Raw genomic sequence first — 21,375 nt, 5'->3', positions numbered from 1 at the left:
TCAAACTCCTAGCCACGCGGCATCAAGGCTCAGGGTGCGCACACGGATGGTCGCTTCACCCTTGGGCCAGGCACCGGCCTGATAGTCCAGCTGTATCCACCCCAGGCGCTCATCCATGGTTTCGAGCCGCTGTAGATACGCCAGCACATCGAGATAACCACCCCGGATGGTCAGCTCCACGTCGTGGGCATAGAGCAAGGGCTCTGCAGCTTGCCGATTACCCGCCTCTGGCTGGGCACCGTCATAAACCGGTGTTGGCGTGCGCAATGTCATGGATTCCAACTGCAAGCCCTGTTGAGCTGAGAGCATGTCCCGCAACAGCGTGACCATGTCCCTCGGTGCGATCAGCTGCCCGGTAGTCTCGGTAATTTCCTGATCCAGCCGCTCCAGGCGGCTTTGCCGGGAAGCCAGTCGCTGGCGCAATGCCTCCGAAGGGTCACCGGCCAACTGGCTGTTGAGGGTTTCCTGTTGGCTAAGCAAACTGTTCTGCGTAGCCGTTAGTGCCTGCACTCGGTTATTGAGTTGCTGCTGCCGGGTTTCCACTGGGGTAACCAACAACTCCCAGCCCAGGACGAACATGAGCACACAGGCAGTCACGACGATCAAAACCCGCTCACGGATCGGGCGGTCGTTGTACCACTGCGCAGTGGTGGCCAGAGAATCTGTCAATTTACTCATCGCCCCGACGCCTCTCCCGGTTGTGTTGCAACACGAAATTCCACCCACTGATGATCAGCTTCGTCGTCTGGCCGCTGCAACCGGAAATCGCCAAAGGTTTCACCAACAAACGCCGGCTCGTCACCCAGGCGCGCAAGGTAGCTAGGCACCAGTTCCGCCGCCCGGGTTCTGCCCTCAAGACGCATGGCCGAGGGAAGCGATTGCAAGCGCACGGCTGTCAGCCACAGGTCCTCAGGAACCTGGCGCGCCAGGGCCGAAAGCCGCCCGGAAAAACCACCGTGGTTGTGGGTTGCCAGCCCTTCCACCCGTTCGAGCAGACGCTGCCTGCGAGCAATTGTCTCGGTGATCCGCGCCAGCGAGGCTTCCAGGTCAGGATCTGGTTGCCTTGCCTGCACCTGGTCGGCCATGGTGGCAACCGCCGTTTCCAGATTCCGGTTCTGCTGTTCCAGCCGCTCTACCTGCTGCTCCAGCGTCTGATTGTGCCAGCGGCCAAAAGCCATGACGGCCACGAGTATCAGCAATACGATCCCAACCAAAGCTCCGGCCGTACCGGCATGCAGCCGCTGCCTTGTAGGGCGAAGTTCCGGGGTATACAGGTTCACCTGTTGCCTGATCATGCCGGACTCCCCTGGCCAAGCGCCGCACTCCAGGCGGGCAGGCATCGGCTATCAAGCGCGTCAGACAAGCCAAACTGGCTCCACTCAGGCACCTCGATACCGGCCGCCATGTAAGATGAGAGCATGGAGTTCAACGGTAATACCGAATCCCGGGCCACCAGTTGGATGGTCGACGGTGGCACCTGGCCGAGCTGGCTCTCGAAATAGTCCATGGAACGCTGGATCTCCAGCGCCAGGGATTGCACAGCACTCTCCTGGCTGGAGGCGTCCCGCAGATCATCATAAGACAGCTCAAGGCGGCGGGAGAGATACAGGGTATCGCCCTGGCATATGACCATCTGGCCATAGCGGTCACGAAGATGAACCAGAGCCACCCCCCTATTCGACTGATCCAGGCGGGCCGCCAGATTTCGCAAGGCCAGCTCGGCAATATCGATTCGATCCAGCTCAAGGCCTGCATCCGCTACCAGACCAATAAGCTCGCGAACCAGAGATTTGCGGGCTGCAACAACGTTCACCAGCGGGCCACGCCCACGGGACGCGTCTTCCGGAAATGCAAACACATCCGACACGGCGTCGGCCGGGCTGAAATCGAGGAAGTCCTTGAGCTTCCATTTGAGCGCATCGGCCAGCTCACTGTCCTCAACACCCTCCGGACGCTCAACTTGAAACACCTGATATTGATCAATGGGCAGGACCAGAACCGCAGGCACACCAGCCCAGCCCTGGTCGTCCACCAGCTTGCTGAGCGTGTCCTGCCGTTGTGCAGAAACACACTCAACAAAGCCCAGCGACTGCCCGGGCGAAGCAGCGGCTCTGGCCCAGGCAATGCCATCCGGGCGCACCTCAAGACAGACAGGCTGTCCCAAAGGCTTGCGGCGGATCAGTTTTTGTAGCGTCGTAACAAGATTCAGGATCATGGATTCCCAGGTCGTGGCCACAGCTCTGCTGCCGGCCGGCGTGCACAAGGTGTTTAAATTATCAGCACTTTTAACACAGGCTTACATGATAGTTGAGAAAGTGAACGTAACTCTACGTTTCACCGACTGATTTCACGGAGATTTTGCAACTCGTTAACAAAAAAACCCGCGCAGAGCACGGGCTTTTTGATTGTCGATGAGCTGGATCACATTCAGAACGGAATGTCGTCATCAAAATCATCAATCGGTTCCGGCATGCCACCGGCCTGCTGCTGACCCTGAGGGTTGTAACCCCCGGACGGCTGCTGCGCCTGGCCACCCTGCTGCTGGGGCGGAGCATTATACTGAGATTGGGGTTGCTGCTGCGGCCGGCCCTGGGGAGCTCCCTGGTTCATGCCACCTTCGCCACCGCGGCTGTCGAGCATCTGCATCTGGCCGTTGATGTCTACCACAATCTCGGTGGTGTATACGTCCTGCCCTTCTTTATTCTGCCACTTGCGGGTTTGCAGGCGACCTTCGATATACACCTTGGAACCTTTACGCAGGTACTGGCCGGCCACTTCCGCCACCTTGCCGAACAGCACAACCCGGTGCCATTCGGTTCTCGGTACCATCTGGCCAGTCTGGCGATCCTTGTAACTTTCATCGGTAGCCAGGTTGAGATTCACAACCGCGTTGCCATTCGGGGTATAGCGGGTATCCGGATCCTGGCCCAGATTACCAATGAGAATTACCTTGTTAATGCCTCGTGCCATCTTCTGCTCCTGATCGATTTTCCGGAACACGTGCGGTCCATGCACGCATCCTTTGTTTAAGAACCTTTACCCTGCCGCACAAATTCAAAGTGCGCAAGCTGATCTTCATGAAAATGCTGACGGTCCACTTTTAAGTAAGCGGTTGCCGCATCTTCCACAATCACCACGTCCTGCACACCGGGCAGGCGGCGCAATGTCTCATCAATCTCATCAAAACCGGCAGGCAGCACCTGCTCCAACTCAACCACAAAGCTCGTGGTGTAATTCGGCGCCGGCATCGTCAGTGCCACCAGAAACCAGGCAGCCAAACCACCGGCCATTAACCAAAGAACCCCTTCCAGGCCGGCAGATTGTAGCAAGTAACCGCCCAGGGCACCGCCGAGAAACGCACCAAAAAACTGCGACGTCGAGTAAACCCCCATAGCGGTCCCCTTACTGGCGGCCGGAGCTTCTTTGCTGATCAATGAGGGCAGGCTCGCTTCCAGAAGGTTAAACGCCGTAAAGAAGAAGAACAGTACGCCCCAGGCCAGCCAGAGACTCTTCTCCACACCGGTCAGTGCGGCCGTTGCCAGCGAAAGCAGGGCGATGGCACCGCAAAGCACCGGTTTCATCACCCGCTTTTTCTCGCCAATGATGATAAACGGCACCATGGCGAAGAAGGATGTCACCATCACCGTCAAGTAGAACCACCAATGGGAAACGCTGGCCAGCCCCAACTGATCCTGAAGCATGGTGGGAAACACCAGAAACAGCGCTGTCAGGGCAAAATGGAGGATGAAGATACCGAAGTCCAGCCGCAGCAGGCGACCGTCCCGCAGCACCCGCCCGACCATCTCCCTCGCGGGATGGGTATCCGCGCTGATTCTGTGGGCATGGGGTGTTGGCACCACTCTGGCTACGATGAACAAGGCCACCATGGCCATGGCTGCCGTTGCATAGAAAATGCCGGACAATCCCCAGAGCGAGCCCAGGAGGGGTCCAACCACCAGTGACACCGAGAACGACAGACCAATGGAAATGCCCACCATAGCCATTGCCTTGGTGCGCTCTTCCTCGCGGGTCAGGTCGCTTAACAGGGCCATCAACACGCTGGCAATCGCACCTGCCCCCTGAAGAATCCGTCCGGCAATCACAACGTATATGGAGTCGGTGGAGGCTGCCAGCAGGCTTCCAGCGGCGAACAGCACCAGCCCGATATAGATCATCCGCTTGCGGCCAACCCGGTCAGACAGCAAGCCGAACGGAATCTGCAACAGGGCCTGACTGAGACCATAGGCCCCAATTGCCAAACCAATGAGCGCAGGCGTCGCGCCCTGCAGATCACTACCGAGCAACACGAACACCGGCATGACCATGAACAGGCCGAGCATACGCATTGCGTACACCGAGGCCAAAGCCATAACAGAGCGTTTTTCAAGCGCGTTCATGCTTACCTGTGCCGGATTGAAAAAATTGGGAAGGCAGCTACTGGCTGCGAGCGGCGCATTGTACCAGATGCGCCCCGGGTGAGGGACTACCCAAGACAGCATACCCCAGGCGGCACAACTCCAGTTTCGCCGGGGGCTACCGAAAACGATATAATGGTGGTTTTACTCAAGCGAGGTGTTATGGACCATATCCAGATCAAAGGCGCACGCACGCACAACCTGAAGAACATCGACCTGGATATGCCAAGAGACAAACTCATTGTCATCACCGGGCTGTCAGGTTCAGGAAAATCCTCACTGGCCTTCGACACCCTTTACGCCGAAGGGCAGCGCCGGTATGTAGAGTCTTTGTCCACCTACGCGCGGCAATTCCTGTCGATGATGGAAAAACCCGATGTTGATCACATCGAAGGCCTGTCACCCGCCATTTCCATTGAACAGAAGTCCACATCCCATAATCCCCGCTCAACCGTTGGCACCATCACTGAAATCTACGACTACCTGAGACTGCTTTTTGCCCGGTCCGGCGAACCCCGCTGCCCGGACCACGGTCAGCCGCTGGAGGCCCAGACCGTGAGCCAGATGGTCGATCAGGTCCTGGCGATGCCTGAAGGCAGCAAACTGATGATCCTGGCGCCGGTGATCAGGGACCGAAAAGGCGAGCACCTCCAGGTGATTGATACCATGCGCAGCCAGGGCTTCATCCGCCTTAGGGTCGACGGCACGGTTTATGACATCGATGATGTTCCGGCGCTGGACAAGAAACGCAAACACCAGATTGATGTCGTGGTAGACCGCTTCAAGGTCAAAGAGGGCCTGGAACAGCGATTGGCGGAAAGTTTCGAAACCGCCCTTGAGTTGGCCGATGGCATCGCGCTGGTCGCCCCAATGACCGGAGACGGCGAAGAACAGACCTTCTCGGCACGCTATGCCTGTACCCAATGCGGGTATTCACTGAGCGAACTCGAACCCAAGCTCTTCTCCTTCAACAACCCGGCCGGCGCATGCCCCACCTGTGACGGTCTGGGAGTGCGCCAGTTCTTTGATGCCGAAAAAGTTATCCAGAATCCGGAAGCCACGCTGGCCTCTGGCGCGATCAAGGGCTGGGACCGGCGCGCGGTCTATTACTTCCAGATGCTGACCAGCGTGGCCGAGCATTATGACATCGACCTGGAAACGCCGTGGGAAGACTTGCCAGAACCGTTTCAGCGAGCACTGCTCTATGGCTCTGGCAATGAAGACATCAGCTTCCGGTACGTCAATTCCCGTGGCCAGATCATGGAGAGAGCCCACCCCTTTGAGGGCATCATCCCGAACCTGGAACGCCGCTACCGGGAGACAGACTCCCAAAGCATGCGCGAAGAACTGGCCCGCAACCTGAGCACCCAGCCGTGCAAAGACTGCGGTGGCACCCGGCTTCGCCGCGGCGCCCGCAATGTCTTTATCGAGGAACGGACACTACCGGAAATCACTCACCTGCCGGTAGGCGACGCTCACCGCTACTTCAGCGAGCTGACTCTCCCCGGCCGTAAAGGTGAAATCGCCGAAAAAATCCTCAAGGAAGTGCGGGAACGCTTACAGTTCCTGGTCAATGTCGGCCTTGAGTACCTGACACTGGAACGCAGCGCAGACACCCTCTCGGGCGGTGAGGCACAGCGGATTCGCCTGGCAAGCCAGATTGGCGCCGGGCTGGTGGGTGTCATGTACATCCTGGACGAACCGTCCATCGGCCTGCACCAGCGGGACAACGACCGCCTGCTGGCCACCCTCACCCACCTGCGCGACCTCGGCAATACCGTGATTGTCGTTGAGCACGACGAAGACGCCATCCGTGCTGCCGATTATGTCATCGATATTGGCCCTGGTGCCGGCGTACACGGTGGTGAAATCGTTGCCCGCGGCACCCCTGAAGAGATTATCGCCAACCCGGCATCGATGACTGGCCAATACCTGAGCGGAGAGAAAGAAATTGCCGTGCCAGCAACCCGCAACAAGGGCAACGGCAAACACCTGGTCCTGTCCGGCGCCACAGGCAACAACCTTCAGGACGTCACGCTAACGCTGCCACTGGGGGTCATGACGTGCGTAACCGGGGTCTCCGGCTCCGGTAAATCCACCCTCATTAACAGCACCCTGTACCCGGTGGCTGCGGCCAAGCTAAACAAGGCCACCAGCCTGAACCATGCCCCCTATAAAAACCTCAAGGGCCTGGATCACCTCGATAAGGTTATCGACATTGATCAAAGTCCGATCGGGCGCACCCCCCGGTCGAATCCGGCGACATACACCGGCCTGTTCACCCCCATCCGTGAGCTCTTTGCCGGCACCCAGGAAGCACGGTCTCGCGGCTACAAGCCCGGCCGATTCTCCTTCAACGTCAAAGGCGGCCGCTGTGAAGCCTGCCAGGGCGACGGCGTAATCAAAGTGGAAATGCACTTCCTGCCAGACGTCTACGTACCCTGCGACATCTGCAAAGGCAAACGCTACAACCGCGAAACCCTGGAAGTCCGCTACAAGGGCAAGAACATCAACGAAGTGCTGGAGATGACCGTGGAAGAGGGGCGCGAATTCTTCGACGCCGTACCCTTTATTGCCAGAAAACTGCAAACACTGATGGACGTCGGCCTATCCTACATCCGACTCGGCCAGAGCGCGGTTACCCTATCGGGTGGTGAAGCCCAGCGGGTAAAACTGGCCAAGGAACTGTCCAAGCGCGACACCGGCAAAACCTTGTACATCCTCGACGAACCCACCACGGGTTTGCACTTTTACGACATCCAGCAACTGTTGAACGTCCTTGAACGCCTAAGGGATCACGGCAACACCATCGTGGTCATCGAACACAATCTGGATGTGATCAAAACGGCTGACTGGATTGTCGACCTGGGACCAGAGGGTGGTTCTGGCGGCGGGCAGATTATTGCTGAGGGAACGCCGGAGGAGGTAGCGGACAATCCGGCATCCCATACCGGGCGTTATCTGAAGCCTATGCTCAAGTAGGTTTTCACCACAAAAAAAACCGGGAACCTTTCGGAACCCGGTTTTTTTGAACTAGAGCGTAGATTTTACTCTTCGCCTTCGTCCACTTCTTCAGCCTCGATGTCCAGAGGACGGCCAACCAGCTCAACGAATGCCATAGGGGCATTGTCGCCAGCACGGAAACCGCACTTCAGAATACGAAGATAACCACCCGGACGCTCGCTATAACGGGGGCCCAGCTCATTGAACAGCTTGGCTACCGCAGCATCGCTACGCAGGCGTGAGAACGCCAGACGACGATTTGCAACCGAATCATTCTTTGCGAGCGTGATCAACGGCTCAGCTACACGACGAAGCTCTTTAGCTTTCGGCAGCGTTGTCTTGATCAGCTCATGTTCAACCAGTGACGCAGTCATGTTACGGAACATGGCCTTGCGATGCGCACTGGTCCTGCTGAACTTACGACCACTCTTACGATGACGCATTGCTCTGATTCCTTACCTTAAACTAATCGGCGATCAACCGCCCAGAACCCGGTCATCACCACGAAGGCTTGCCGGCGGCCAGTTATCAAGACGCATGCCCAGAGACAAACCACGGGACGCAAGAACGTCCTTGATCTCGGTCAGCGACTTTTTGCCAAGGTTAGGCGTCTTCAGCAGCTCCACTTCGGTGCGCTGGATAAGATCGCCGATATAGTAAATGTTTTCTGCCTTCAAGCAGTTAGCTGAACGCACAGTCAATTCCAGATCATCAACCGGGCGCAGCAGAATCGGATCGATTTCTTCCTCTTCTTCTACACGCTCTGGCTCTTTCTCATGATCGAAATCTACAAACACAGCCAGCTGCTGCTGGAGAATCGTGGCCGCCCGGCGAATCGCTTCTTCCGGATCGATGGTGCCATTGGTCTCCAGATCAATAACAAGCTTGTCCAGATCTGTACGCTGCTCAACCCGTGCGCTTTCGACGGCATACGCCACTCGGCGAACCGGGCTGAACGTAGCATCAAGCTGCAAACGTCCGATGGCACGAGTTTCATCCTCGTCCAGACCACGCTGATCAGCCGGCTCATAGCCGCGACCGCGGGCAACACGCAAACGCATGTTGACTTCGCCGTTCTCGCTCAGGTGACAGATCACGTGCTCGGGGTTAGCGATTTCCACATCGTGGTCCAGCTTGATATCGCCGGCGGTCACTACACCCGGGCCCTTCTTGCTGAGCGTCAGCTCAGCATCGTCACGGCCGTTCATCTTTACGGCGACGCCCTTGAGATTCAGAAGAATCTCGATGACGTCCTCCTGGACACCCTCAATGGCGCTGTACTCGTGCAGGACACCGTCGATCTGTGCTTCAGTCACGGCGCAGCCCGGCATCGAAGACAAGAGAATGCGACGCAGTGCGCTACCCAGGGTATGACCGAAACCGCGCTCAAGCGGCTCCAGTGTCACCTTGGCGCGCGTGGCGCTGGATTCTTTCACGTCAATGGTACGAGGTGTCAATAACTCATGTACTGAACGCTGCATAGACGCCCCTATCTGCTATCGTTGCTAACTGGGCTTTACTTGGAGTAAAGCTCGACGATGAGGTTCTCGTTGATGTCGGCCGGCAGTTCAGTACGCTCAGGTACTGACTTGTAAACGCCGGACATCTTGTTGGCGTCAACCTCTACCCAGCTTACCGGTGCGCGGCTACCAGCCAGATCCAGTGCACCTTTAACGCGCAGCTGGTTTTTGGCCTTCTCACGCACACTCACAACGTCGCCCGGCTTGACTTGATAGGACGGCACGTTGACCGGCTTATCGTTCACCAGGATCGCCTTGTGAGAGACGAGCTGACGGGCTTCTGCACGGGTAGAACCAAAGCCCATGCGATACACAACGTTATCCAGACGACCTTCCAGAAGTTGCAGCAGGTTTTCACCGGTTGCACCCTTCAGGCGAGCGGCCTCTTTGTAGTAGTTGCGGAATTGCTTCTCAAGTACGCCGTAGATACGACGGACTTTCTGTTTTTCACGAAGCTGTACGCCGTACTCGGACAGACGACCGCGACGCGCGCCGTGCATACCCGGCGGAGTCTCGATGTTGCACTTCGAATCGAGCGCGCGTACGCCGCTCTTCAGAAAAAGATCTGTCCCTTCACGACGAGACAGCTTGCACTTCGGGCCTATATAACGAGCCATATTTCACTGTCTCCTGTGTTAGACGCGGCGCTTCTTGGGCGGACGACAGCCGTTATGGGGAATCGGCGTCACATCAGTGATGTTGGTGATCTTGTAGCCACACGCATTCAGCGCGCGAACTGCAGATTCACGTCCGGGCCCAGGACCCTTAACCTCTACGTCCAGGTTTTTAAGGCCGTATTCAGCAGCCGCATTACCGGCTCTTTCAGCTGCTACCTGCGCAGCAAAAGGTGTACTCTTACGTGAGCCGCGGAAACCGGAACCACCTGAGGTGGCCCAGGACAGGACGTTGCCCTGACGGTCCGAAATGGTCACGATGGTGTTGTTGAAGGACGCGTGAATGTGCGCGACGCCATCAACAACCGTCTTTTTCACCTTTTTACGGGTACGTGTACCTGGCTTTGCCATGTTTGCCTACCTGTTACTTACGAATAGGTTTGCGAGGACCTTTACGGGTGCGGGCGTTGGTCTTGGTGCGCTGGCCACGGACCGGAAGTCCATGACGATGACGCAGACCACGGAAGCAACCGAGATCCTTCAAACGCTTGATGTTCATCTGTACTTCACGACGCAGATCGCCTTCGACGGTGAACTTGCCCACTTCGGTACGAAGTGCTTCAAGCTGCTCGTCGCTCAGGTCTTTGACCTTGACGTCCGGCTTAACGCCGGTTGCATCGCAAAGCTTCTGGGCTGTTGTCTTGCCAACACCAAAGATGTAGGTGAGCGAGATAACAGCATGTTTGTGATCGGGTATATTGACACCGGCTATACGTGCCATCCAAATTACTCCGCGTTCAAAGCTTTGCTGTGTGAATTTTCCGCCACAAAAAGGGCGCGAAATAATAGCGCCTGACCCGCTCGCGAGTCAAGCGCTACTATTCCGAACCCCTTTTACAATGTCAGAGCGATTTCTTGGAAATCAGCCCTGGCGCTGCTTGTGACGAGGCTCCGTGCAGATGACTCGAACCGAGCCATTGCGACGAATTACTTTGCAGTTACGGCAAATTTTCTTTACCGAAGCGCGTACTTTCATTGTCGACTCCAGTTTTCAAGGGGAACGGCTGTGTCAGCCGTTCCGACCATAGCCCTTGAGATTGGACTTCTTCATCAGCGATTCATACTGATGCGACATCAGGTGCGACTGAACCTGAGCCATGAAATCCATCACCACGACTACAACAATCAGCAGTGAGGTACCACCAAGATAGAAAGGTACATTACCTGCCACCATCAGGAACTGAGGGAACAAGGACACTGCTGCAATATACATAGCCCCGAACAACGTCAGACGGGTCAGTACACCATCGATGTACTTGGCAGTCTGCTCTCCTGGGCGAATGCCCGGGATGAACGCGCCGGAACGCTTGAGGTTATCCGCAACTTCCTTCGGGTTGTACATCAGTGCTGTATAGAAGAAGCAGAAGAAGACCACTGCTGCTGCGAACAGGATGATATACAACGGCTGGCTCGGAGCCAATGCCTGAGAAATGTCACTCAACCATTCCATGCCCTCACCCTGCCCGAACCACTGGCCCAAGGAGGCCGGGAACAACAGAATCGACGAGGCAAAGATCGGCGGAATAACACCGGCCATATTGACCTTCAGCGGCAAATGACTGGACTGCTGGGCAAACACCCGGCGGCCCTGCTGCCGTTTGGCATAATTGATGGTTAACCGCCGCTGGCCCCGCTCCATGAACACCACGAAGCCAACCACCGCGATCGCCAACACACCAATACCGAGCACTACCAGCAGGCTCATTTCACCGTTACGGGCCTGCTCCAGAGTCTGACCGATGGCGCCCGGCAAGCCGGCGACAATCCCTGCGAAAATCAGCAGTGATATACCGTTGCCAACGCCACGCTCGGTGATCTGCTCACCGAGCCACATCATGAAGACGGCACCACACACGAAAGACACCACTGCCACAAAGTGGAAGCTGAAGCTGTCGTTGAAGGTGACGCCCTGAGAGGCCAACCCTACAGAAATACCAAAGCCCTGAACCAGGGCCAGGACAACCGTACCATACCGCGTATACTGGCTGATCTTGCGACGACCCGCCTCGCCTTCTTTCTTCAGCTGCTCAAGCTGCGGACTGACCGCAGTCATGAGCTGCATGATAATGGAAGCCGAAATGTACGGCATGATACCGAGTGCGAAGATACTCATGCGCTCAAGCGCACCACCGGAAAACATGTTGAACAAACTCAGGATGGTTCCCTGGTTCTGATCAAACAGTGCCGCCAACCGGTCCGGGTTGATGCCTGGAACGGGAATGTGGGCACCGATCCGGTACACCAACAACGCCAGAAACACGAACCAGAGCCGCGAACGCAGCTCTGCAAATCCCTTTCCGGCGCCCGCAGGCAATGATGCTGTCTTGGCCATTTAGTCCTCGACTCGTCTTAGTCTTCGACTTTCCCACCCGCGGCAATGATTGCCTCGCGTGCGCCTTTGGTGACACGTAGCCCTTTAACGGTTACAGCGCGATCCAGCTCACCGGACAGCATAACCTTGGCTTCGCGAATTTCTTCGCGAATGATGTCAGCCTTCTTCAGTGCAGCCAGATCGACCACGTCGCCTTCAACCTTCGCCAGCTCGTTCAGGCGAATTTCGGCAACATAGCGCTGCTGGCGGGAAGTGAAACCAAACTTGGGCAGACGACGGGCCAAAGGCTGCTGACCACCCTCGAAACCAGGCGCTACAGAGCCACCGGAACGGGATTTCAGACCTTTATGACCGCGACCACCAGTTTTACCCAGACCGCTACCGATACCACGACCAACACGCTTGGCGGAAGGACGTGAACCAGGTTCCGGAGCAAGTTCGTTCAGACGCATCTTAGTTCTCCTCAACCTGCACCAGGTAGTTAACCCGGTTGATCATGCCGCGAATAGAAGGTGTATCTTCCACTTCAACGGTATGACCGATTTTACGAAGACCCAGGCCTTTCACACACAGCTTGTGCTTGGGCTGACAGCCGATCGGGCTGCGGGTCAGAGTTACTTTGATCGTTTTTGCGTTCGCCATGACTTCAACCCAGAATATCTTCGACGGATTTACCGCGCTTGGCTGCAATATCTTCAGGCGCCTTCATGGCCTGCAGACCCTTGATGGTAGAACGTACAACGTTCACCGGGTTGGTAGAGCCGTAGCACTTGGACAGTACGTTGTGTACGCCGGCCACTTCCAGTACCGCACGCATCGCACCACCGGCGATAATACCGGTACCTTCAGATGCAGGCTGCATGAACACCTTGGAGCCACCGTGCTGGGCACGAACTGCGTACTGCAGGGTGGTGCCGTCAAGGGCCACGTCTACCATGTTCTTGCGAGCAGCTTCCATCGCCTTCTGGATGGCAACCGGGACTTCCCGGGCCTTACCACGACCGAAACCAACGCGTCCTTTGCCATCACCCACCACAGTCAGTGCGGTGAAGGCAAAAATACGGCCGCCTTTAACTACCTTGGCGACGCGATTGACCTGAACCAGCTTTTCCTGGAGCTCAGGCGCCTTCTGTTCGTTAACGCTCATCTTCTCCACCTCTTAGAATTGCAAGCCAGCTTCACGGGCTGCGTCGGCCAGAGCCTGTACACGACCGTGATAACGGTAACCTGAGCGGTCAAAAGCGACCTTCTCAATGCCTGCCGCCTTGGCACGCTCAGCAATCAGCTGACCGACCTTCTTGGCAGCGTCCACGTTACCGGTTGCACCCTGGCGCAGTTCCTTATCCAACGTGGAGGCAGTGGCCAGCACTTTGCTGCCATCTGCAGTCGTAACCTGGGCGTACATATGACGCGGCGTGCGGTGAACGCACAGACGGTCGGTACCCAGTTCACGGATCTTCATGCGCACTTTGCGTGCGCGACGCAATCTTTCGTTATTCGCGCTCATAGTCCCGCCTTATTTCTTCTTGGCTTCTTTGCGTCTGACCTGCTCATCCGCATAACGAACACCCTTGCCCTTATAAGGCTCGGGCGGACGGAACGCGCGGATTTCAGCAGCGACCTGGCCAACCTGTTGCTTGTCGATACCGCGAATCACAACTTCCGTATTGGACGGAGTTTCAGCGGTAACACCCTCGGGCAGCTCGTACTCAACCGGGTGAGAAAAACCCAGTGTCAGATTGAGCTTCTTACCTTGCGCCTGCGCACGATAACCTACGCCCGTCAGCTGCAGCTTACGCTCCCAGCCTGTGGATACGCCGGTAACCATGTTGTTAACCAGCGCACGAGTAGTACCAGCAAGAGCGCGGGACTGTTTCGCACCATCGCGGGCCGCAAAGCGAAGAGAACCCTCTTCCTGCTTCACTTCAACCGCTTGGTGAATGGTGAATTGGAGAGCTCCCTTGGAGCCCTTCACATTAATTTCCTGTCCGTTCAGCTTAACCTCAACACCGGAAGGCAGCACGACAGGATTATTGGCAACCCTGGACATGTGTATCTCCTAGAATACGGTGCAGATGACTTCGCCACCCACGCCTGCAGCACGTGCGGCGCGGTCTGTCATAACGCCCTTGGACGTTGAGACAATCGCGACTCCCAGACCGCCGGAAACCTTCGGCAGTTCCCCAGCGCCTTTGTACTGGCGCAGACTCGGACGGCTGACCCGCTTGATCTCTTCGATAACCGGCTTGCCGCCGAAGTATTTCAGAGTGATGGTCAGCTCGGGCTTCGCGTCAGCTGAAACAGAAAAATCTGCTACGTAGCCTTCGTCCTTAAGGACCTGGGCCACGGAGACCTTCATTTTTGAAGACGGCATCGTCACATCAGCTTTCGATGCCATCTGGGCATTACGGATACGGGTAAACATATCCGCAAGCGTGTCTTGCATACTCATTAGTATGAGGCTCCTGATCTTTTTAGTTGTGCAGCGGCGTGCCGCACCGCTTACCAACAGGCACCTGACCGAAGTCAGGCGACCTATCTTACCAGCTTGCCTTGGTCAGGCCCGGAACGTCACCGCGCATGCCGTACTCACGGAGTTTGATCCGTGACAGTTCGAACTTGCGCAGAACGCCGTGGGGACGACCAGTCACCTGGCAACGATTCCGAAGACGTGAGGGACTCGCATCACGAGGCAGCTGTTGCAGCTTCATTTGCGCGTTCCAACGATCTTCTTCGCTGGTATTCGGGTTTTTGATAATCGCCTTGAGCTCGGCGCGCTTGGCTGCGAATTTAGCCACAGTCTTTTCGCGCTTGAGCTCACGGTTTTTCATTGAAACCTTCGCCATGTCACTCGTTCCTTATTTCTTGAACGGAAAGCCAAAGGCTTTCAACAGTTCGCGACCTTCGTCGTCGGTACCGGCAGTGGTGGTGATGGTGATATCCAGCCCGCGGATCTTGTCGACTTTGTCGTACTCGATCTCAGGGAAGATGATCTGCTCACGAACACCCATGCTGTAGTTACCGCGACCGTCGAAGGATTTCGGGTTCAGACCGCGGAAGTCACGAATGCGGGGAACCGCAATGTGCACCAGGCGATCAAAGAAATCCCACATACGCTCACCGCGCAGGGTCACCTTACAGCCAATCGGCCAACCTTCACGGATTTTGAAACCCGCTACGGATTTGCGTGCCTTGGTAACAACCGCTTTTTGACCCGCCAGGCGCTCAAGATCCGCCACCGCGTTTTCAATCAGCTTTTTGTCACCAACCGCTTCGCCAACACCCATGTTCAGGGTGATTTTCTCGATACGCGGCACCTGCATAACGTTCTTGTAACCGAACTCTTTCTGCAGGGCGGGTACCACTTCCTTAGTGTACTGCTCTTTCATGTTAAGCATCGTAACCACCACCGCTTACTGGTTATCGACAGCTTCGTTCGTGGACTTGAAGATCCGCACTTTGCTGCCGTCTTCCTTGGTCTGGAAGCCAACACGATCGGCTTTGCCGGTCTGCGGATTAAAAATAGCCACGTTGGAAGCCTGGATAGGCGCTTCTTTTTCGACGATACCACCCGGGGTGCCGAGCATCGGGTTCGGCTTGGTGTGCTTCTTCATCATATTGATGCCAGAAACAATCACACGGCCGTCGTCCTGAACCTTCAGGACTTTACCACGTTTGCCTTTGTCTTTCCCCGTGGTGACGATTACTTCGTCATCTCGTTTGATCTTTTTCATAACCGGCCTCTGGTCCTTTAAAGTACTTCGGGTGCCAGTGAGATAATCTTCATGAACTTCTCGTTACGCAGTTCACGGGTAACCGGTCCGAAGATACGGGTACCAATGGGAGCGTCCTGATTGTTCAGAAGTACCGCCGCGTTACCGTCAAAACGGATCAATGAACCGTCCGGACGACGCACACCCTTACGGGTACGTACTACAACAGCCTTGAGGACCTGGCCTTTCTTCACCTTACCGCGGGGGATGGCTTCCTTAACGGTTACCTTGATGATATCCCCAACGCTCGCATAACGCCGGTGAGATCCGCCCAGGACCTTGATGCACATAACCTGACGTGCACCACTGTTATCCGCGACTTCAAGCATTGTTTGAGTCTGAATCATGGTTGTTCTCCGGGCGAATTACACCTTGGACGCGCGTTCGGTGACTTCCACCAGGGCCCAGCTTTTGGTCTTGGAGACCGGGCGGGTTTCCTGAATGGTTACGATGTCGCCGATGTTGCACTGATTGCTTTCATCGTGCGCATGGATCTTGGTCGAGCGCTTCATGTACTTGCCGTACAGAGGATGTTTCACCTGACGCTCAACCAGGACCACGATGGACTTGTCCATCTTGTTGCTCACGACCTTGCCGCTCAGAGTTCTGGCAGTTTGGGTAGCTTCGGTCATGTCACTGTCCTGCCTTTTCATTCAATACCGTTTTAACGCGAGCGATATCGCGCTTCACCTTGCCGAGGAGGTGAGACTGATTCAGCTGACCTGTCGCTTTGCGCATGCGCAGGTTGAACTGCTCCTTCAGGAGGTCGATCAGCTCTTTGTTCAGCTCCTCGACTGACTTTTCACGCAGCTCTGTTGCATTCATCACATCACCGTCCTCGTTACAAAGGTGGTCTGTACCGGCAGTTTGGCCGCTGCAAGAGTGAAGGCCTCACGAGCGATTTCCTCGGAAACACCTTCCATCTCATACAACATACGGCCTGGCTGAATTTCAGCCACCCAATACTCGACAGAACCTTTACCTTTACCCATCCGTACTTCAAGCGGCTTACCGGTGATCGGCTTGTCCGGGAAAACCCGGATCCAGATCTTACCGCCCCGCTTGATACGACGTGTCATAGTACGACGTGCCGCCTCAATCTGGCGCGCAGTTATACGCCCGCGACTGGTCGCTTTCAATCCGTATTCACCGAAGCTCACCTTGTTGGCGCGGTGAGCAAGACCGGTGTTACGGCCTTTCATTACCTTGCGGAATTTGGTGCGTTTTGGTTGCAGCATAAGAGTGCCCCTTTACTTAGAACCTTTCTTCCCAGAGGCTTTCTTGTCAGCACGGACCTGCTCCATACCACCAAGAATCTCACCTTTGAAGATCCATACCTTTACGCCGATAACGCCGTAAGTGGTGTGCGCTTCATAGGTTGCATAATCAATATCTGCACGTAATGTGTGCAGAGGTACACGACCTTCGCGATACCACTCGGAACGTGCGATTTCAGCACCCCCAAGACGACCGCCAACCTGAATCTTGATACCCTTGGCACCCTGACGCATGGCGTTCTGAACCGCACGCTTCATAGCGCGACGGAACATCACACGACGCTCCAGCTGACCGGCAACGTTTTGCGCTACCAGGCGGGCATCCAGGTCCGGCTTGCGGACTTCTTCGATGTTGATGTGCACAGGCACACCCATCATGTCGCTGACTTCGCGACGCAGACGGTCAACATCTTCACCCTTCTTACCGATAACAATACCGGGGCGGGCGGTATGGATCGTGATCCGGGCGTTCTGAGCAGGGCGCTCGATCACGATCTTGCTGACAGACGCCTTAACCAGACGCTTGTCCAGGAACTCGCGAACCTGAATATCATTCAGCAGATTCTTCGCGTAGTCCTTCTTGTCGGCATACCACACTGAGTTGTGCTCTTTGATCACACCCAGGCGCATGCCGGTTGGATTTACTTTATGACCCATCTGAGCATCTCCTACTTGTCGGCGACCTTGACGGTGATATGACAGGTGCGCTTGAAAATACGGTCAGCGCGCCCCTTGGCTCGAGCTTTGATTCGCTTGAGCGTTGGGCCCTCATCCACCATGACGGTGGAAACCCGCAGATCATCTACGTCCAGACCTTCGTTGTGCTCAGCGTTGGCAATGGCGGATTCAAGAGCTTTCTTGATCACAACCGCTGCCTTCTTAGGGCTGAAAGTCAGAATGTTCAGGGCGTCCTCAACAGCCTTGCCGCGTACCTGGTCGGCAACAAGACGTGCTTTCTGAGCTGAGAGGCGAGCGCCCTTGTACTTGGCTGCTACTTCCATTTCTATTACCTCACAATCAGCGTTTAGCTTTCTTGTCGGCCGCATGACCACGATAAGTACGCGTTGCCGCGAACTCACCCAGTTTATGTCCGACCATATCTTCGGTGACATAAACCGGCACGTGCTGCTTGCCGTTGTGGACTGCAATGGTCAGGCCTACCATCTCCGGAAAGATTGTTGACCGGCGGGACCAGGTTTTGATCGGCCGCTTGTCACTTGTTTCCAGAGCTGCCTCGACCTTCTTCAACAGATGCAGGTCTATAAAAGGACCTTTCTTCAAAGAACGTGGCACAGCATTTACCTCTATGTAGTCGTTTACTTGGCTGAACGACGACGTACTATCATCTTGTCAGTACGTTTGTTCTTACGAGTCTTATGCCCTTTGGTCGGAACACCCCACGGAGTAACCGGGTGACGCCCGCCAGAGGTACGCCCTTCACCACCACCATGTGGGTGGTCAACTGGGTTCATAGCAACACCACGTACTGTTGGACGTTTACCGCGCCAACGTGATGCACCCGCTTTACCAAGCTGCTTGAGGCTGTGCTCGCTGTTGGATACTTCACCCAGCGTTGCACGGCAATCTACAAGCACCTTACGCATTTCACCTGAACGCAGGCGGATAGTGGCATAAGCCCCTTCCCGAGCTACCAGCTGTACGGATGCGCCCGCGGAGCGAGCCAGCTGGGCACCTTTGCCAGGCTTGAGTTCGACGCAGTGGATCACAGAACCAACCGGAATGTTCCGGAGCGGCAGAGTGGAGCCCACCTTAATCGGCGCGTCGACGCCGGACCGCACAGGATCACCTGCCTTCATACCTTTGGGAGCGATAATGTAGCGACGCTCGCCATCGGAGTACTTCAGCAGCGCGATGTGCGCAGAGCGGTTAGGATCATATTCCAGGCGCTCAATAACCGCCGGGATACCATCTTTAGTCCGCTTGAAATCAATTACACGGTAGTGCTGCTTGTGGCCACCACCAATGTGACGAGTAGTAATGCGGCCAGCGTTGTTACGACCACCTGACTTACTCTTAGTTTCTACCAACGGCTCGTAAGGACGTCCTTTGTGCAGATCCGGGTTGTAAAGTTTTACAACGTGACGGCGTCCGGCAGATGTTGGCTTGGTTTTGACGATCGGCATATTACGACCCCTTTACCTTATTCCACATCCAGAAAATCGATGTCCTGACCTTCTGCCAGCTTGACGTAAGCCTTACGAATGTCATTACGCTTGCCGAACCCGCGGATAGTGCGCTTGAGCTTACCCTTACGGTTCAGAACCTGAACACCTTCGACGGTGACGTTGAACAGCTGCTCAACGGCTTTCTTGATCTCCGGCTTGGTGGCGTCTGGTGCTACACGGAATACCACCTGACCACGCTCGGCTGCCAGAGACGCTTTCTCTGATACGTGCGGCCCCAGCAGGACCTTATAAATACGTTCCTGATTCATCCCAGCATCTCCTCGATCTTCTTCAGAGCGGGAACAGTTACCACAACGTTCTCGTAGGCAACCAGGCTGACCGGATCCAGACCTGCCACGTCGCGAACATCCACGTGAGGAATGTTGCGGGAAGCCAGGTGCAGGTTCTGCTCAACGCTATCGGAAAGAATCAGAGCGTTAGATACGCCCAGATCCTTCAGCTTGGCGGTGAACGCCTTGGTCTTGGGACTGTCGACGTTCATATCGTCAACAACCACCAGACGCTCCTGACGGACCAGCTCGGAAAGAATGGAACACATAGCCGCACGATACATCTTGCGGTTAACTTTCTGTTCGAAATCACGGGGCTTGGCCGCAAAAGTTACGCCGCCTGAACGCCAGATCGGGCTACGAATGGTGCCCGCACGAGCGCGACCGGTGCCCTTCTGACGCCACGGCTTCTTGCCACCGCCACTGACTTCGGAACGTGTTTTCTGAGCCTTGGTACCCTGACGGCCAGCTGCCATGTAGGCAGTTACCACCTGGTGCACCAGTGCTTCATTAAAATCTTTGGCAAACGCAGCGTCGGAAACAGAAATCCCCTTGCCGCTACCAGTAATTGTCAATTCCATCGCACCGCTCCTCAGGCTTTAACTGCAGGCTTGATGACAACGTCGCCGCCAGTCGCACCAGGTACGGCACCACTTACCAGCAGCAGGTTGCGCTCGGCATCGACACGGACGATTTTCAGGTTCTGCACAGTGACCTGCGCGTTACCCATCTGACCGGCCATCTTTTTACCCTTGAATACCTTGCCCGGAGTCTGGTTCTGACCAATAGAACCCGGAGCACGATGAGACAGGGAGTTACCGTGAGTAGCGTCCTGCATGGAGAAGTTCCAGCGCTTGACACCACCCTGGAAGCCCTTACCTTTGGACTGACCAGTGGCATCAACCACCTGACCGTCTTCAAACACAGAGACTGTCAGCTCGCCGCCTGCAGCCAGGTCTTCACCTTCGCCATCAGCCAGACGAAATTCCCACACGCCACGACCAGCTTCAACACCTGCTTTCGCAAAGTGACCAGCAGCAGCCTTGCTCACGCGGGAGGCACGACGAGAACCTACGGTTACCTGCACAGCGCGGTAGCCGTCGTTTTCGAGAGTTTTCAGTTGGGTAATGCGGTTGGGCTCAACCTCGATTACCGTTACGGGCAATGCCTGCCCCTCGTCCGTAAAAATACGGGTCATACCGGCCTTACGACCGACAACACCAATTGCCATGTTTCACCTCTTAAGTGTACGGGGCTTGCACCCTCTATGGCCTGTGACAGTTACACAGACTAATACCGGGCGGTATTAGCCGAGGCTGATCTGAACGTCTACACCTGCTGCCAGGTCCAGTTTCATCAGAGCATCCACTGTCTTCTCCGTCGGCTCAACAATGTCGAGCAAACGCTTGTGGGTACGAATTTCATACTGATCACGCGCGTCTTTATTGACGTGCGGAGAGATCAATACCGTGTACTTTTCCTTGCGCGTCGGCAGAGGAATAGGACCACGCACCTGAGCGCCGGTCCGCTTGGCGGTATCGACGATCTCCTGCGTGGACTGGTCGATCAGGCGATAATCAAACGCCTTCAACCGGATTCGAATCTTTTGGCTTTGCATGATGCACCAAACTCCACTCGTAGCAGCTACTAGTTAGCCGACCTTCAAAAAAAGGAGCCGCATTGTATGCATAATACCCAACCCTGTCAACATCATTGATATTGACGGAGGTCAGGCAGACTTTGCGACTTAAACAGAAAAAGGGGCTGAACCAGTCAGCCCCTTTTTCCTGATCAAACGAGCAGATTACTCGATGATCTTGGAGACCACGCCGGCACCAACGGTACGGCCGCCTTCGCGAATCGCGAAGCGCAGACCATCTTCCATGGCGATCGGAGCGATCAGGG

At 55.9% G+C, this 21,375-nt stretch carries 34 protein-coding genes and 1 pseudogene; 1 reads left to right on the top strand and 34 read right to left on the bottom strand.

What is annotated here, in order from left to right; translation table 11 throughout:
• From gspM to J122_RS18530, 5 genes are all read right to left on the bottom strand, one after another.
• Complete coding sequence (gspM, locus tag J122_RS18550; RefSeq protein WP_061333575.1) at positions 1-678, bottom strand: type II secretion system protein GspM; 678 nt, start codon at positions 676-678, stop codon at positions 1-3.
• The gene (locus J122_RS18545) at positions 675-1,295 is read right to left on the bottom strand and encodes a PilN domain-containing protein (protein ID WP_227510293.1); all 621 of its coding nucleotides are present in this window, start codon (positions 1,293-1,295) and stop codon (positions 675-677) included. The genes gspM and J122_RS18545 overlap by 4 nt, the downstream gene beginning before the upstream one ends.
• Complete coding sequence (locus tag J122_RS18540) at positions 1,292-2,236, bottom strand: hypothetical protein (protein ID WP_227510292.1); 945 nt, start codon at positions 2,234-2,236, stop codon at positions 1,292-1,294. Before J122_RS18540 ends, J122_RS18545 begins: the two co-directional genes overlap by 4 nt.
• 191 nt (positions 2,237-2,427) lie before the next feature.
• Positions 2,428-2,970: a single-stranded DNA-binding protein gene (ssb, locus tag J122_RS18535; RefSeq protein WP_061333574.1), complete on the bottom strand. Its 543-nt coding sequence runs from the start codon at positions 2,968-2,970 to the stop codon at positions 2,428-2,430.
• A 56-nt stretch (positions 2,971-3,026) separates the two neighbouring features.
• Positions 3,027-4,397, bottom strand: coding sequence for an MFS transporter (locus J122_RS18530; protein WP_061333573.1), 1,371 nt, complete (start codon positions 4,395-4,397; stop codon positions 3,027-3,029).
• A gap of 180 nt (positions 4,398-4,577) precedes the next feature.
• On the opposite strand from J122_RS18530, the gene uvrA reads away from it, so the two are divergent.
• On the top strand, positions 4,578-7,397 hold the full coding sequence (gene uvrA, locus J122_RS18525; RefSeq protein ID WP_061333572.1) for an excinuclease ABC subunit UvrA: 2,820 nt from the start codon (positions 4,578-4,580) through the stop codon (positions 7,395-7,397).
• A gap of 65 nt (positions 7,398-7,462) precedes the next feature.
• On the opposite strand, the gene rplQ is transcribed toward uvrA, so the two are convergent.
• The 29 genes and pseudogenes from rplQ to J122_RS21350 form a co-directional block, all read right to left on the bottom strand.
• Positions 7,463-7,861 (bottom strand): 50S ribosomal protein L17, encoded by a 399-nt coding sequence (gene rplQ, locus J122_RS18520; RefSeq protein ID WP_058090008.1) that lies wholly within the window; start codon positions 7,859-7,861, stop codon positions 7,463-7,465.
• A 33-nt stretch (positions 7,862-7,894) separates the two neighbouring features.
• Positions 7,895-8,899, bottom strand: coding sequence for a DNA-directed RNA polymerase subunit alpha (locus tag J122_RS18515; RefSeq protein WP_008174911.1), 1,005 nt, complete (start codon positions 8,897-8,899; stop codon positions 7,895-7,897).
• A 35-nt stretch (positions 8,900-8,934) separates the two neighbouring features.
• Positions 8,935-9,555, bottom strand: a complete 621-nt coding sequence (gene rpsD, locus J122_RS18510; protein WP_058090007.1) for a 30S ribosomal protein S4 — start codon at positions 9,553-9,555, stop codon at positions 8,935-8,937.
• Between the two features lie 18 nt (positions 9,556-9,573).
• Complete coding sequence (gene rpsK, locus J122_RS18505) at positions 9,574-9,963, bottom strand: 30S ribosomal protein S11 (RefSeq protein ID WP_007153992.1); 390 nt, start codon at positions 9,961-9,963, stop codon at positions 9,574-9,576.
• Positions 9,964-9,976: 13 nt separating this feature from the next.
• Entirely contained in the window at positions 9,977-10,333 is a 357-nt protein-coding gene (gene rpsM, locus J122_RS18500; RefSeq protein WP_029655315.1) for a 30S ribosomal protein S13, read from the bottom strand.
• A gap of 141 nt (positions 10,334-10,474) precedes the next feature.
• Positions 10,475-10,588, bottom strand: a complete 114-nt coding sequence (gene rpmJ, locus J122_RS21355) for a 50S ribosomal protein L36 (protein WP_004580765.1) — start codon at positions 10,586-10,588, stop codon at positions 10,475-10,477.
• A gap of 33 nt (positions 10,589-10,621) precedes the next feature.
• On the bottom strand, positions 10,622-11,944 hold the full coding sequence (gene secY / locus J122_RS18495; protein WP_058090006.1) for a preprotein translocase subunit SecY: 1,323 nt from the start codon (positions 11,942-11,944) through the stop codon (positions 10,622-10,624).
• 17 nt (positions 11,945-11,961) lie between these two features.
• Entirely contained in the window at positions 11,962-12,396 is a 435-nt protein-coding gene (rplO, locus tag J122_RS18490; RefSeq protein ID WP_022989795.1) for a 50S ribosomal protein L15, read from the bottom strand.
• A gap of 1 nt (position 12,397) precedes the next feature.
• Complete coding sequence (gene rpmD / locus J122_RS18485; RefSeq protein ID WP_007153997.1) at positions 12,398-12,586, bottom strand: 50S ribosomal protein L30; 189 nt, start codon at positions 12,584-12,586, stop codon at positions 12,398-12,400.
• Positions 12,587-12,590: 4 nt separating this feature from the next.
• A complete protein-coding gene (rpsE, locus tag J122_RS18480) occupies positions 12,591-13,091 on the bottom strand; it encodes a 30S ribosomal protein S5 (RefSeq protein ID WP_058090005.1) in 501 nt (166 codons plus the stop codon).
• Positions 13,092-13,103: 12 nt separating this feature from the next.
• Complete coding sequence (gene rplR / locus J122_RS18475; protein WP_011784258.1) at positions 13,104-13,451, bottom strand: 50S ribosomal protein L18; 348 nt, start codon at positions 13,449-13,451, stop codon at positions 13,104-13,106.
• 9 nt (positions 13,452-13,460) lie between these two features.
• Positions 13,461-13,994: a 50S ribosomal protein L6 gene (gene rplF, locus J122_RS18470; RefSeq protein WP_058090004.1), complete on the bottom strand. Its 534-nt coding sequence runs from the start codon at positions 13,992-13,994 to the stop codon at positions 13,461-13,463.
• Between the two features lie 9 nt (positions 13,995-14,003).
• A complete protein-coding gene (rpsH, locus tag J122_RS18465; protein ID WP_058090003.1) occupies positions 14,004-14,396 on the bottom strand; it encodes a 30S ribosomal protein S8 in 393 nt (130 codons plus the stop codon).
• Positions 14,397-14,484: 88 nt separating this feature from the next.
• Positions 14,485-14,790 carry a 30S ribosomal protein S14 gene (gene rpsN, locus J122_RS18460; RefSeq protein WP_058090002.1) on the bottom strand — a complete coding sequence of 102 codons (306 nt, stop codon included), beginning with the start codon at positions 14,788-14,790 and terminating at the stop codon, positions 14,485-14,487.
• 12 nt (positions 14,791-14,802) lie between these two features.
• Complete coding sequence (rplE, locus tag J122_RS18455; protein ID WP_058090001.1) at positions 14,803-15,342, bottom strand: 50S ribosomal protein L5; 540 nt, start codon at positions 15,340-15,342, stop codon at positions 14,803-14,805.
• A 15-nt stretch (positions 15,343-15,357) separates the two neighbouring features.
• A complete protein-coding gene (gene rplX, locus J122_RS18450) occupies positions 15,358-15,678 on the bottom strand; it encodes a 50S ribosomal protein L24 (protein WP_061333571.1) in 321 nt (106 codons plus the stop codon).
• A gap of 17 nt (positions 15,679-15,695) precedes the next feature.
• Complete coding sequence (gene rplN / locus J122_RS18445) at positions 15,696-16,064, bottom strand: 50S ribosomal protein L14 (RefSeq protein ID WP_007154005.1); 369 nt, start codon at positions 16,062-16,064, stop codon at positions 15,696-15,698.
• A gap of 18 nt (positions 16,065-16,082) precedes the next feature.
• On the bottom strand, positions 16,083-16,349 hold the full coding sequence (gene rpsQ, locus J122_RS18440) for a 30S ribosomal protein S17 (RefSeq protein WP_044387650.1): 267 nt from the start codon (positions 16,347-16,349) through the stop codon (positions 16,083-16,085).
• A gap of 1 nt (position 16,350) precedes the next feature.
• The gene (gene rpmC / locus J122_RS18435) at positions 16,351-16,542 is read right to left on the bottom strand and encodes a 50S ribosomal protein L29 (RefSeq protein ID WP_058089999.1); all 192 of its coding nucleotides are present in this window, start codon (positions 16,540-16,542) and stop codon (positions 16,351-16,353) included.
• Positions 16,542-16,955, bottom strand: a complete 414-nt coding sequence (gene rplP / locus J122_RS18430; protein ID WP_044387654.1) for a 50S ribosomal protein L16 — start codon at positions 16,953-16,955, stop codon at positions 16,542-16,544. The genes rpmC and rplP overlap by 1 nt, the downstream gene beginning before the upstream one ends.
• Before the next feature lie 12 nt (positions 16,956-16,967).
• Positions 16,968-17,651 (bottom strand): 30S ribosomal protein S3, encoded by a 684-nt coding sequence (gene rpsC / locus J122_RS18425; RefSeq protein ID WP_058089998.1) that lies wholly within the window; start codon positions 17,649-17,651, stop codon positions 16,968-16,970.
• Positions 17,652-17,662: 11 nt separating this feature from the next.
• Positions 17,663-17,995 carry a 50S ribosomal protein L22 gene (gene rplV / locus J122_RS18420; protein WP_008940674.1) on the bottom strand — a complete coding sequence of 111 codons (333 nt, stop codon included), beginning with the start codon at positions 17,993-17,995 and terminating at the stop codon, positions 17,663-17,665.
• Positions 17,996-18,011: 16 nt separating this feature from the next.
• Entirely contained in the window at positions 18,012-18,287 is a 276-nt protein-coding gene (gene rpsS / locus J122_RS18415; RefSeq protein ID WP_061333570.1) for a 30S ribosomal protein S19, read from the bottom strand.
• A 23-nt stretch (positions 18,288-18,310) separates the two neighbouring features.
• Complete coding sequence (gene rplB / locus J122_RS18410; RefSeq protein ID WP_058089996.1) at positions 18,311-19,138, bottom strand: 50S ribosomal protein L2; 828 nt, start codon at positions 19,136-19,138, stop codon at positions 18,311-18,313.
• A gap of 17 nt (positions 19,139-19,155) precedes the next feature.
• Positions 19,156-19,449 carry a 50S ribosomal protein L23 gene (gene rplW / locus J122_RS18405; RefSeq protein WP_008174862.1) on the bottom strand — a complete coding sequence of 98 codons (294 nt, stop codon included), beginning with the start codon at positions 19,447-19,449 and terminating at the stop codon, positions 19,156-19,158.
• On the bottom strand, positions 19,446-20,051 hold the full coding sequence (rplD, locus tag J122_RS18400) for a 50S ribosomal protein L4 (protein ID WP_061333569.1): 606 nt from the start codon (positions 20,049-20,051) through the stop codon (positions 19,446-19,448). The genes rplW and rplD overlap by 4 nt, the downstream gene beginning before the upstream one ends.
• An 11-nt stretch (positions 20,052-20,062) precedes the next feature.
• Entirely contained in the window at positions 20,063-20,701 is a 639-nt protein-coding gene (gene rplC, locus J122_RS18395) for a 50S ribosomal protein L3 (protein WP_058089994.1), read from the bottom strand.
• Between the two features lie 75 nt (positions 20,702-20,776).
• The gene (rpsJ, locus tag J122_RS18390; protein WP_004580743.1) at positions 20,777-21,088 is read right to left on the bottom strand and encodes a 30S ribosomal protein S10; all 312 of its coding nucleotides are present in this window, start codon (positions 21,086-21,088) and stop codon (positions 20,777-20,779) included.
• A gap of 186 nt (positions 21,089-21,274) precedes the next feature.
• Positions 21,275-21,375 (bottom strand): annotated as a pseudogene (locus J122_RS21350) (elongation factor Tu); the annotation flags it as partial.

Source organism: Marinobacter excellens LAMA 842, from assembly GCF_001574445.1.
GTDB lineage: Bacteria > Pseudomonadota > Gammaproteobacteria > Pseudomonadales > Oleiphilaceae > Marinobacter > Marinobacter shengliensis.
Note: the sequence above shows the minus strand (reverse complement) of the source record. Positions and strands in the feature narration are given on the sequence as shown.